A 12063-nucleotide genomic window follows, 5' to 3' on the forward strand; every position below is an offset into this window, starting at 1 on the left:
AGTTTTGTTACATTATTTTAAATTTTTCATGTAGTTAAACTACATTTTAATGGAAAAACCAACAGAGGTCAACGTATTGTTACAATTTTCTTAAAATTTAAGCCATTAAAATTACAAAAAAACCATCCTCGAAAGGATGGTTTTCAAAATCACAACCGCACTGCTTCCCCAGTCGTGATCGACTTGTAGCAGGCATCTATTGTTCGAATATTGTTCAGCATTTTTTCTTCTGTATACAACAAAGGCTTATCTTGCAAAACAGCCTCGGAAAAATGCTCGACTTGCAGTTTGTACTGATCACCTTCGATTCGCATTTCGACCGTTTCTCCGTCCGAATTGGTTATCCGCAACAAACCAGCACCATCCGGATTTTTGTCGGGACGGTAGGCGTTCTGCACCTCGATTTTCCCGGTAGATCCCACTACTTCATACCTGTTGACTGGGAGCTGATCGAAGCTGCAGTCAAAAACCGCTTCCACTCCGCTCGCAAAGGAAAGGGTACCGGCGACAGTGGTATCAACATGCGCAGCGTTATGCTTGGCATGTGCGTACACTTGAATCGGCTCTTCCTGCAAAATCTCCCGAATGGAGTGCAGACAATAACAGCCGACATCGTAGATTGAACCTCCGCCCAGCTCATTACTTAGCCTGATATTTTCCGGGTCATCTTGCAGGAGGAAGGAAAAGCTTGCCCTAAGCATTGAAACTTCACCAATCTCTCCTTGCCTAATCAAGTCCCTGACCTTTTCATGCTGGGGATGAAATTGATACATGAATGCTTCCATAAACTTGACTCCATGTTCATGACAAGCTGCCAACATCTCCTGCAATTCCGCCTCATTCAACGAAGCAGGTTTTTCGCACAGAACGTGCTTGCCATGCTTGGCTGCTTCGACCACCCACTGTTTATGAAGACTGTTCGGGAGTGGAATATAAACGGCATCAATATCCGGATCTTCCAACAGCTGCTCATAACTTGTATAAGCTTTTTTGATACCAAGCTCTGCTGCCGCCTGTCTGGCCTTATCACCTCTGCTGGCAATGGCGGCAGCTTCAGCATTGAACGAGCGCTCAATCGCCGGAATCAGCTGCTTCTTTCCAATACTCGCTGTACTGAGTATTCCCCAATTCACTTTCTTCACGTTTATCCGCCCTCTCTTTCATTACTTCCGGTTCCATCTAGCTGTCTACTACTAGTTTAGCCTTTGACAGATCCGGCTAGCAAGCCGCGAACAAAGTATTTTCCGAGTAAAATATAAACGAGCAACGTCGGCAGCGCCGCCAACAATGCACCTGCCATCTGTACGTTCCATTGAACGATTTGGCTTCCGGACAAATTCTGCAGAGCCACCATGACTGGCTGGCTATCCGAGTTGGTAATAGTTACAGCGAACAAAAATTCATTCCAAATATTGGTGAACTGCCATATCGCCACAACAACAAAACCGGTAATCGATAATGGAATGATAATATGCCGGAATATCCCCAGGAAATTGGCACCGTCGATTTTAGCCGCTTCCAGCATAGTATCAGGAATGTTGGCATAAAAGTTGCGGAACATCAGGGTCGTGATCGGCAGCCCGTAAACCACGTGGGTCAGGACTAACCCAGCAATCGAATTGTACAACTCGATATTGCGTAAAAACTGAATCAGTGGAATGAGGATACTTTGATAAGGAATGAACATTCCGAACAAAATGACCGTAAAAATCAATTCCGATCCTTTGAATTTCCACTTAGACAACACATAGCCATTCATCGCACCAAGTAATGCAGACAATAATGTCGCCGGGATTACCAGGTACACACTGTTCATGAAATTCGGTGCTAGTTCCGAGAATGCATGGGAATAACTGCTAAAGTCAATCGCGGAAGGCAATGCCCACATATTCGCTAACGATACCTCATCCAACGGCTTCAAGCTGGTGACGAGGATAACATAAACCGGAGTCAGGAAAAGGACGGCCATCACAATTAAGATGAGATATTTGATTGTTTTCCAAACGTTGAATGTAGCCATTATCCATCACTCCTTCTGTTGGCCAGTAAGTAAGGCACGATAAACACCGCTACCAGAAGCAGCATGATAATTGCGATTGCCGCCCCATTGGCATAGTAATTGCCCCGGAAGGTCGTTTCAAACATATAGACACCTGGTACGTCGGTGACGAAGTTTGCACCGGAACCAGTCATCGCGTAAATCAGGTCGAATATTTTCAACGAGATATGCGCCATGATGATGATGACACTGACCGTGATCGGCATGAGCATCGGTAAGATTACCTTTTTGTAAATCTGAAATTCAGAAGCCCCGTCCATTCGAGCAGCTTCTCGCAATTCGTCCGGTATACCGCGCAAACCTGCCAGGTACATCGCCAGTGAAAAACCGGTCATTTGCCATACAGCGGCTATCACGACTGCTATAATGGCGACTGGAAGTCCGAACTCGATACTGCCCCATTCAAAGCCGGCGAGAATGTTCGTGTCGGTGTACCATTTTGGCTGGATGCCGAACAGTGCCAAAAACTGATTGTAGCCAGTAGACGGATTGAGCAGCCATTGCCATACAACCCCGGTAACAACAAAGGATAAGGCCATCGGAAACAAAAAGATGTTCCGGAAAAGGGACTCTCCCCTCAGTTTCTGATCGATCAGGATGGATAAACCAAGTCCCATCACAATGACCAACCCGATAAAAAGAATCGTAAAAAATACGGTGTTTCGCAAATCCGCCTGGAAGCGGTAATCATTGAACAAATAAATGTAGTTTTTCAATCCCGCAAACGAAAAATCAGGAACAAGTGTATTCCAATTACTCACGGAAACCCAGCCGGTCCAGCCAATGAACCCGTACACGAAGATAAGCACCAAGATGAAAGAAGGTGCCAAAAATCCGACAGCCACCCACTGGTCACCGGAGATTTTTTTCTTCGGTTTTTTTTCTTTTTGTGCTGCCGGCTGCTGTGGACGGCTTTCCGGATATTCCTGTTCCTGTCTGTCAACTGCTTGTTCTGCCATGTCATCAACCTCCTGTCAGAGGGTAGAGTCTCAATCAGGAAAGAGGCTGACTCCTCACGACGGAGCCGTACTCTTCATCGCCAGGCCTGCTGGCAAGGGAGAGAAGCTTGAACCATTGTTTCGGAGTCAGCCGCTTTTTGATTAATGTTGCATTACCCTGTTTAGTTCTTACAATTCAGATGCTGCATTTTTCAGCGTATTGATCAAGTTATCGACGTCAAGCTGTGTAACGAAGATGTTCACTGCCTGGTTCGCTTTGGTTACGAAGCCTTCTGCAGCTGCGGAACCATGCGCCAGACTTGGTGTCAAGTTGGACTCATTAAAGTCTGCCATAGCATCTTTGCCGTATTCATCGTACTTCGATTCGTCTGCATCGACGCGTGCCGGAATCGAACCTTTCAGCGGATTGAATGCATCTTGGCCTTCCTTAGATCCAAGAACGCTCAAGAATTCTTTTACTTCGTCTGGATTTTCAACGCCCTTAGGTAAGCCGAAGGTGTCCGTGATTACCATGAAGTCACCGTCGGTTTCCGGAAATGCGAAGTAACCGAAGTCTTTGTTGGTTTCCAGATCAAGGTCATTCGAGAAATATCCTTTTGCCCAGTCGCCCATGTTGATCATTGCCGCTTCGCCGTCACCGACCAATTGTGCAGCATCCTGCCAGTTACGGGATGCGTGGTCTTCATTTACATAGCCGAGAATCGTCTTGAATTTCTCAGCTGCTGCCACGACACGGTCGTCATCAAATGGAATATCGCCTGCCCACAGGCTCTTATAGTCATCAGGACCAAGCTCGCCAAGTAGAATATTTTCAAAAATCTGTGTAGCTGTCCAAGCCTCTTTGTCACCGAGAGCAAGCGGAGTCACACCCGCATCTTGCAATTGATCAGCTACTTCGATAAATTCGTCGTAACTAGTAGGTACTTCCAAGCCATTATCTTCAAATACTTGTTTGTTATAGAAAACAACATTTCCACGATGGATGTTTACAGGGACAGAGTAAATGTTACCGTCCTTGCTCACCATGTCGATCAAGTCCTGAGGAAACTTATCCATCCATCCTTGTTCCTCATAGAAATCATTCAATGGTTCCATTTTGTCGGCTGCCACCCAGCCTTCATTCAACTCTGCTCCACCGTGAACCTGGAATGTGGATGGTGGATCGTCCCCTTGCATCCGAGTAGCCAGAACCGCTTTTGCGTTTGTTCCCGCTCCACCGGCAACAGCTGCATTGTCCACAGTAATATCGGGATGCTCCTGTTCAAACAAATCGATCAAGGCCAACAGTCCGTCTTCTTCACCGGCTCCTGTCCACCAGCTGAAGATTTCCACTGTTCCTTCTCCGCCTCCGCCGGATTCTGCTGATTCACCGGAATCGCCGCCATCTGAAGCGTCGGCGTCCTCTCCCCCATCAGAAGATGAATCAGAACTACAAGCTGCAATTACGAGTGCCATAACCATTAATAAAAGAATTCCAAACAGCTTTTTCACTTCTAAATCCCCCTTTTGTTTAACTAATAAAGCGTTTTCAGTTAACGCTTACATTATCATTATAAAGAGGACTCCCATAAAAAGGGGAGTCAATTTTCTGTAATTTCTTATGATTTTCTTCACTTTTTTAAGATTTCTTTCTGATACTGCTTCGGAGACAGCGAAAAATACTTTTTAAACACCCTGCTGAAATAATTGGGATCCTTGTATCCAACCATAAAGCATATCTCCTTTAACGTATACCGATGGGACTGCAGGAATTCTTTCGCCTTTTGCAATCGGACATGGGTCAAATAATCGATAAATGTTTCTCCAGTCGATGCTTTGAATAAATTCGAAAAATAATTCGGACTTAAATCCGCATGCTCTGCGACATCCTCCAGACTGATTGGCTCTTGAAAATGATCGTGGATATATTTTTTCGCACGTTCCATTTTATCCTGCGATTGATAGTGATGCTGGACATTCAAGCTGGCAAGTTTTAAGTAGTCTGTCCATCCTTGGTAATCCTCTTCGGCAGGAAGCCCTGTATCCGGTGGCTGAATCCCCCGCTGCTGCAGCTCCTGCTTTAAGCGAAAGTACAATTCATGAAGCATTTCGACGCTGTCTTCTTTATCCTTCCACCAGTCGGAAAAGAAATGGATGGCGTTCGTATGATTTCCACTGCCCACTTCTAACAAAATATCCTCCAGTGAATTGTTGCTCTGTCGCTGTTCCGCCGCAGGAAAACCAAAATTGCTGTTGCCGATTTGCTCAAGATGTTTGACTGCCTGCATTGCCTGATGATAAGCGTTCGGCAAATCCTCCAGTTTATCAGTCGGGTAGCCAGCTCCTATATATGCCTGGGGACCGAGCTGCATTTGCAGCTTCCGTGCTAACTTTAACACAGCTGCTTTATCCTTTTTCGTCCTTGAAAGCACAACGATGATCAGCTGGTCATCTTCCATCCGGTAAATATAATCATCTACGCCAAAATATTCCGTCCAACCTTCCGCCTCAATTTCCTCTAATGCCGGATATTTTACAGCAAGGAAATAGGCTGACTGCAAACCAGGAAATAAGGTCCTCTGCAACTCGAACGTGTCCGCGCCTACTTCATATTTCATCAGTCTAGTTAAAAACAATTCTCTGGCAATCAAACTGGAATGGCGGTGCTCCTCCACTCTTGCCGCTTCTTCCATTACCTCTTTTTTCACTCGAAGAACCGCTCTTATCGTTTCCTCTTTTTTGCTCGGCTTCAGAATATATTCTTTCACCCCCATTTTCATCGCCTGTTTTGCATAGTCAAAAGAATCGTAGGCAGATACCAAAATAAACTTGATTTGAGGGTCCCTTTGATGGATGGCTTTTATTGCTTCCAGTCCATTGATGCCCGGCATTTTTATATCCATCAGGATAATTTGAGGTAATAATTCCTCTGCCATCTCAATCGCCTTTCTGCCGTTTGCAGCCTCTCCCACTACCGTCACATCAGAAAAATTGTCTTCAAGAAATTTGCGCATCGCTTTCCGTTCCAGCAGTTCATCTTCCGCTATTAGTACTCTCATCGTTTCCTCCCTCCTGATCACCGGTTCCTGGCAGGGTGAATTGCTTCGTCAATAACAGTTTGATTTGTGTCCCTTCCTCTGGCTGTGATTCAATTTCAATAACCTCCTCTGTCCGATAAAATAACTGCAGCCTGCGAATCACGTTGCTTACTCCCAACCCAGTGGAGTGTCCGATATGGTCTTCCGCTTTATCCTTGGTAACATTGAGAATGCTGGCAACTTTATCCTCGGTCATTCCTTTGCCGTTGTCACTGATTACTACGACGACGGCTGTTTTTTCTTCATAAACAAACAGCTTGATTTCGCCGCCTTCCTCCTGCTCCTCCACCCCGTGGATAAAGGCATTTTCTACAAGCGGCTGCAATGTCAGCCGTGGAATGGGAAAATCGAGACAAGTTTCATCAACTTCCACGACAAATGTGATTCTTTCTGTAAATCGTGTTTTTTGAATCGTCAAATACTCCCTTACTGCACGGACTTCTTCCCGGAGTGGTACAAATTTCTCGATATCCCCAAGACTGTAACGCAGCAGTGCAGCTGTCGAATCGATCAAATTGGAAGTCGATTTGGCTTCCTCCAAATAAGCCATTTTGGAAATCGTATTCAAGGTGTTGAACAAGAAATGAGGATTGACTTGGTTTTGTAAATGTTTCAATTCCAGTTCCTTCATCAAACGTTCCTGTTCAGATTGATCTTTAATTTCCTTGATCAGTTCCCGGATGTTGGCCCTCATCTGATTGAAGGAGCTACCAAGCAGTTTCAATTCATCATTTGAACGCACATCGACCGGTTCGCCATCAAAATCGCCGTGCGATACCTCCCGGGCTGCCTTAGTCAACGTTTGAATCGGCTTGTTGATCCCATTAGAAAACCAAATGGCAAAAAAGACAGCAAGCATGACCGTTGTCGTAAATACAAAGAAAGTAAACCAGCGAAATGCTTCATTCCGTTCCTGTAAATCTTGATAGAGTGTTTGATACTCGGTCAATTCCAAATCGATCAAATGGAGTGTCGTTTCCTGAATATAAGAAGCACTACTTTCCGTTTCCTTCAGATGGGCTGTGTACCTTTCAATGTCATCACGAAGGACAAATCCGGTGGTAATTTCACTTTCGTAGATGATATTATCGATCAGATTGATATAATTTTTCGTCTGGATTTGTTCCTCGCTGCTCAACATATCCTGAAGCCGTTTTTCTTCCTGCTTCATCGTCCGCCGGGACTGGTAATAGGCGGCCTGGTTTTCTTCCGATTGTTCCATCACATATGCCTTGGTATTTTCATATAATTTATTGGCGGATTGAGAGATAGAATTCAACAACAAAAAACGCTCAAAACTGGAATGGTACGAGTTAGTCAGCGTGTTGGAACTGACATAAATAGAAATCGATACAATATTGAAAAGAATGACAAAAACAAAAAAGTAAAAGATCAATTTCGTTCGGATCGATTTCATGAGCCCTCGCCCTTCCGGATAATTTCCCCGTTGTTGATATCTTTTGCCCGGATGATTTCGGTTCCGGTGTATTGCAAGGGCTCTACCTTTCTGCCATGCTGCAGGTCAACCATCCGACTGACTGCCTGCTTTCCCATTTCCGTCGGATATTGCGTGACCGTGGCTGCGATTTTCCCTTGATCAATCATTTCCAATGTTTGTGGTAAAATGTCGAAGCTCAGCACATAAGGCGTTTGACCAAGATGGATCTCTTCGATACCTTGAACGATTCCCAATCCGTCCAGCGCACTCATCCCGATTAAAGCGTTAATTTGCGGATGCTGTTTCAACAAAGAGTAAGTAGCTTCGGCCGCCCCGATTTCGGTGATATTGGACTCCAATACATCCACCAGTTCGATTCGATCTGTTTCCGCAATAGCTTCCTTGAATCCCTGCAGCCGTTCTTGCTGATTCAATGCGTCATACATTCCCACAACTGCACCAACCTTGATTTCCCCTTCCGTATCTTTGATGACAGCCTGCCCAGCCGAGAATCCAGCTTTATAATTGTCGGTTCCCACATACAACTGCCGCTCACTTTGCGGGACATCGGTATCTACCGTGATAACTTCAATTCCCCGTTCAACCGCTTTATGTACGAGCGCCTTGAATCGTTCTCCCGGCATCCCCTGGGTGATGATTCCATCCACTTTTGAGGAAATCATCCGGTCAAAGGTTTGCAGTTTCTCTTCATTATCACTTTTTCGAGGACCGATGTATTCTAAATAAACATTATGCTTGGCCGCCTCTTCTTTAGCTCCATTCTCGATCTGCCGCCAATAATCATTGCCGACTTCCTCGGTGATGAGAGCAAAATGATAATCATAGAGTTGCTGGGAGGAGATTTGCTTTTCTACATAGAAGGTTTCCTTACCATAGTAAAGCATGAGCAAAAAACTGGTTAAGAATATCGCAAGCACGATTGTGAACAATATACTTTTCGGCAATTTTTTCATTGTCTTCCCCCCTGCGCCAGTCCGTGTAAGCGGTTAACTGAATGATCATAATCCAATATCTCTGTTTCTAGATTATCTCATTCGGCAAAAATTTTTGCCAGTCTATTCTATTTATCTACTAGTCTGATTGTACGAGTTGGCTGCTTTTATGCTAAAGAGCAGAACACTTCGCTTTCCATGGGCACGGCCTCAGCCTCCGCAGAAGCAAAGAACACTTCTTTACGGGGTCTGCGTCTTCCAGTTAAGCTCCGCGGCGGGTTTCCTCGACCCAAGGGAGCAAAGGGGAAAATTCAAGTAGAACCCTGGCTGAGGTGCTGCCCCCTGGGAAGGGGAGGTTTTCCGCAGCGCTGGAACTAACACTCATCTTCTTCTAACCAAGTGAGAGTTAATTCGCAATTTATACCAAATACGCCAATTAACAAGCAATAAAGTATGTGAAGGGACTTTATGCTAAGAAAAGAATGTTTGCCTGCTTTGGCTGGCAGGGAAGTAAATTGGTAACTGGACACGGCAGCCGTTCTACTCCCTGCATCCAAGAATGACTGGAAGGCTGATAAAATCTGTAAGGAAAAAGAAAGGATGATAAAAATGAAAGCGCTGTTAAATAGGAGTTGGCAGGGACTCTGGTTACATCATCGACAGCTGCGCAGCCTACTGCAATTTTTCGCTGATGGGAACGGAAACCGTTCTTCCAACGGCAAACCTCCTAAATCCAAAAGGTTCAATAATCGGCAAAGAATCGGCATGTGTATCGGACCACTGCTTTTCCTTGCTATCTTATTATTTTTTCATCCATCAGGGCTAGACCCATCTGGTGTCTCTGTTTTGGCAAGTACTGTATGGATTGCCGTCTGGTGGATCACCGAGGCCATCCCGATTCCGGCCACTTCTCTTCTTCCCATAGTTTTATTTCCGCTGACAGGCGGGCTGGATATCGATACAACCACTTCTTCTTACGGATCCGATACCATTTTTTTATTTATGGGTGGTTTTATCATAGCTCTGGCTATGGAAAAATGGAATCTGCACAAACGGATCGCTTTATCCATCATACTAGCTATCGGCACTAGCACAGAAAAAATCATACTTGGTTTCATGATTGCAACAGGATTCTTATCAATGTGGATTTCCAACACCGCCACAGCGATGATGATGGTTCCAATTGGACTTGCAATCATTTACCAGGTTGCCGATTCCTTAAATGCAGAGAAACCGGGCACCGTCAATCCGGATAATTTTATGTTTGGAAAAGCACTCATGCTCGGCATAGCTTATTCTGCGTCAATTGGCGGATTAGGAACAATTATCGGAACACCTCCGAACACCATTATGGTCGGCTTTATCAAGGAAACGTATGGTATCGATATTTCCTTCGCCCTATGGATGGCCTTCGGAGTTCCTTTGGTCATTGTTCTGATGACATTGGCCTGGTATTATTTAATCAAAATTGCTTACCCGCCTGTCATCAAGCAGCTACCCGGAGGAAAAGAAGTAATTCAAAAAGAAAAACAATCCCTTGGTACAATGCAGCAAGAAGAACGGATTGTTTCTATCGTGTTCGCCTTGGCAGCAGTTGCCTGGATTACTCGGTCGTTCCTGCTCAATGATCTTATTCCTGGAATAAACGACGCGGTAATCGCCATTTCTGCAGCCATCATTCTGTTCACGATTCCGGCGAATAAAAAGCACGGCGGCTATATCATGGATTGGGAAACAGCCAAACGACTGCCTTGGGGCATCCTGCTGTTATTCGGTGGGGGACTTGCTATTGCAGCTGGATTTACCGAATCCGGCCTCGCCCGTTGGATGGGCGAACAATTAACCGTGTTAGGAAATGTTCATTTGTTTGTTATCGTCCTGCTGACGGTCGCGATGGTTATTTTCTTGACCGAAATCACTTCCAATACAGCAACAGGGACGATGATGATGCCGATCATGGCTTCCCTGGCGATGGCTATCGATGTCCATCCATACACACTGATGGCCGCTGCTGCGATTGCCGCATCCTGTGCGTTCATGCTGCCGGTCGCCACACCGCCTAACGCAGTCGTATTCGGATCCGGTTATCTAAAAATACCCGACATGGCTAAAGCCGGAATTTTCCTTAATATAGCTGCTATCGCCGTCATTACGCTTGCTGTCTTTTATTTACTTCGCGTCGTCTGGGGAATCGACATCCAATCGTTTCCTCCTGCAATGAAATGAGAAACCAAAACAAGAGACGAAACTCAGTAAAAATGGTCAAAGCAAAACCGAACGATGGTTCGAAATCGTTCGGTTTATCCGTTTTGATTTCCACGATCGCCGCACATTAACTTGGAAAATAACACCTTCTGATTTTCTTTATAGATGGTGCAGAGACTTCACCCCGGCAAGAAAAGATTAGTGCTTTCTGAGGAAGATGAAGACGTTCGTGGAAAGCCAGTAGCTTTGCATAGCTACTAGGGGATACTTACTAAATGACAGACTAAAAAGAAAACCTGTTTAAATCTTCACAGTTTCTTCTTTTGCATTATCCGCCAATACATCAAGTACTTTTCCTTCTTATTCTGCTAACGCTCGTTTTAAAATTTGTTGTTTTGTTTGGTCTCTGGCATGAATTGCTTAGGATTTATAGACTGCTGTCACACGTTGGAGAAGCCATTCATCCACTTCTTCCTCCAATGCCCTCATGTATTGTTGGAATTCAGCCAGTCCAGTAGCATTCAAAAGGACGGTGTTAACCGCTTTGTTTTGGAAGAGAAAGTGCAAGGCGAGACGATGCAGCTGTTCCTGATCCCCTCCCACCATATCCAACAGCTCTTGAAACTTAACATCCTTAGCAGGACTGCTATGACCGGCATCAAGCTGTCCATTTGCCAGACCATTCCGAATGAATACACCGATTCCTTTTTCATTGGCCAGTTTGATACTGTTTTCATTGGCCTGGTTGATTAGGTTGTACTCTAGCTGGATGGCATCAAACGTGTTTGTTAGAATAAATTCCTCACTAGGAAGGTTATCGAGACAAGCACCCAAAAACGATACTTTTCCTTCATCCTGAACAGCTTTCATCGCCTGCAGGACCTCTCCCTTTTTGGTTAGATGGCTGGGAACAGCTGCATAATCAAAGAACAAGATATCAATTGTGTCAGCAGGAAATTGACCAAGAAGTGTATCGATGGAACGTTTAACCGCCTGAAAGGAAACAATGTCCTCTTCTCTTAATGATAGCGAAGATAAATTACAGGTTAAACAAACGATAAGTTCCTCCCTGCGATCAGGCAAAAGTGAACGAAATCGTTCGATGGAATCAACGCTTGTAGCTTCAATGACGTTCATTCCTTTATCAAGCATGGATTCCAGTATGCTGTATTCCTTCTGCCTTGCGAACTCGCCTGCTTTTGGTTCCACTCCTTGTTTAGCCTGCGGGATAAACCGGACACCAAAAAAAGTGGGACTTGCATCCATTTTAGTTATAAACCGTCGTTGCAATGCTTTTTCCATCAGGTACAGAACCTTCCTTCCGAGCAAAAACCTATTATACGCTTCATTTATGTCCTATTTTCCCCAACCT

Annotated in this window: 9 protein-coding genes; 1 reads left to right on the top strand and 8 read right to left on the bottom strand. The window is 44.9% G+C overall.

Annotation, left to right across the window (positions count from 1 at the left end; translation table 11 throughout):
• Positions 1-149 precede the first annotated feature (149 nt).
• The 7 genes from BLR82_RS08850 to BLR82_RS08880 all read right to left on the bottom strand — a co-directional run bounded on the left by BLR82_RS08850 (position 150) and on the right by BLR82_RS08880 (position 8507).
• Positions 150-1142, bottom strand: a complete 993-nt coding sequence (locus BLR82_RS08850; protein ID WP_074598636.1) for a Gfo/Idh/MocA family protein — start codon at positions 1140-1142, stop codon at positions 150-152.
• A 56-nt stretch (positions 1143-1198) separates the two neighbouring features.
• Complete coding sequence (locus BLR82_RS08855) at positions 1199-1969, bottom strand: carbohydrate ABC transporter permease (protein ID WP_425440896.1); 771 nt, start codon at positions 1967-1969, stop codon at positions 1199-1201.
• A gap of 50 nt (positions 1970-2019) precedes the next feature.
• Positions 2020-3018, bottom strand: a complete 999-nt coding sequence (locus BLR82_RS08860; RefSeq protein ID WP_074598638.1) for a carbohydrate ABC transporter permease — start codon at positions 3016-3018, stop codon at positions 2020-2022.
• A gap of 168 nt (positions 3019-3186) precedes the next feature.
• A complete protein-coding gene (locus BLR82_RS08865) occupies positions 3187-4479 on the bottom strand; it encodes an ABC transporter substrate-binding protein (RefSeq protein WP_074599078.1) in 1293 nt (430 codons plus the stop codon).
• 149 nt (positions 4480-4628) lie between these two features.
• Complete coding sequence (locus BLR82_RS08870) at positions 4629-6056, bottom strand: response regulator (RefSeq protein WP_074598639.1); 1428 nt, start codon at positions 6054-6056, stop codon at positions 4629-4631.
• On the bottom strand, positions 6031-7512 hold the full coding sequence (locus BLR82_RS08875) for a sensor histidine kinase (RefSeq protein WP_074598640.1): 1482 nt from the start codon (positions 7510-7512) through the stop codon (positions 6031-6033). The genes BLR82_RS08870 and BLR82_RS08875 overlap by 26 nt, the downstream gene beginning before the upstream one ends.
• A complete protein-coding gene (locus BLR82_RS08880) occupies positions 7509-8507 on the bottom strand; it encodes a sugar-binding protein (RefSeq protein WP_074598641.1) in 999 nt (332 codons plus the stop codon). The genes BLR82_RS08875 and BLR82_RS08880 overlap by 4 nt, the downstream gene beginning before the upstream one ends.
• A 579-nt stretch (positions 8508-9086) precedes the next feature.
• Between BLR82_RS08880 and BLR82_RS08885 the strand changes: the two genes are divergently transcribed.
• On the top strand, positions 9087-10712 hold the full coding sequence (locus BLR82_RS08885; protein WP_139186924.1) for an SLC13 family permease: 1626 nt from the start codon (positions 9087-9089) through the stop codon (positions 10710-10712).
• Positions 10713-11111: 399 nt separating this feature from the next.
• Here BLR82_RS08885 and BLR82_RS08890 read toward each other — a convergent pair whose 3' ends face one another.
• Entirely contained in the window at positions 11112-11993 is an 882-nt protein-coding gene (locus tag BLR82_RS08890) for an aldo/keto reductase (RefSeq protein ID WP_074598642.1), read from the bottom strand.
• Positions 11994-12063 lie beyond the last annotated feature (70 nt).

Origin of the sequence: Sediminibacillus halophilus (assembly GCF_900103695.1) — a bacterium.
Lineage (GTDB): Bacteria > Bacillota > Bacilli > Bacillales > Amphibacillaceae > Sediminibacillus > Sediminibacillus halophilus.

Excerpts from the sequence above, each read along its gene's own strand:
- BLR82_RS08855 (WP_425440896.1), bottom strand. The coding sequence starts at position 1,969 with ATGGCCGTCCTTTTCCTGACTCCGGTTTATGTTATCCTCGTCACCAGC.
- BLR82_RS08860 (WP_074598638.1), bottom strand. The coding sequence starts at position 3,018 with ATGGCAGAACAAGCAGTTGACAGACAGGAACAGGAATATCCGGAAAGC.
- BLR82_RS08865 (WP_074599078.1), bottom strand. The coding sequence starts at position 4,479 with ATGGTTATGGCACTCGTAATTGCAGCTTGTAGTTCTGATTCATCTTCT.
- BLR82_RS08870 (WP_074598639.1), bottom strand. The coding sequence starts at position 6,056 with ATGAGAGTACTAATAGCGGAAGATGAACTGCTGGAACGGAAAGCGATG.
- BLR82_RS08875 (WP_074598640.1), bottom strand. The coding sequence starts at position 7,512 with ATGAAATCGATCCGAACGAAATTGATCTTTTACTTTTTTGTTTTTGTC.
- BLR82_RS08880 (WP_074598641.1), bottom strand. The coding sequence starts at position 8,507 with ATGAAAAAATTGCCGAAAAGTATATTGTTCACAATCGTGCTTGCGATA.
- BLR82_RS08885 (WP_139186924.1), top strand. The coding sequence starts at position 9,087 with ATGATAAAAATGAAAGCGCTGTTAAATAGGAGTTGGCAGGGACTCTGG.
- BLR82_RS08890 (WP_074598642.1), bottom strand. The coding sequence starts at position 11,993 with ATGGAAAAAGCATTGCAACGACGGTTTATAACTAAAATGGATGCAAGT.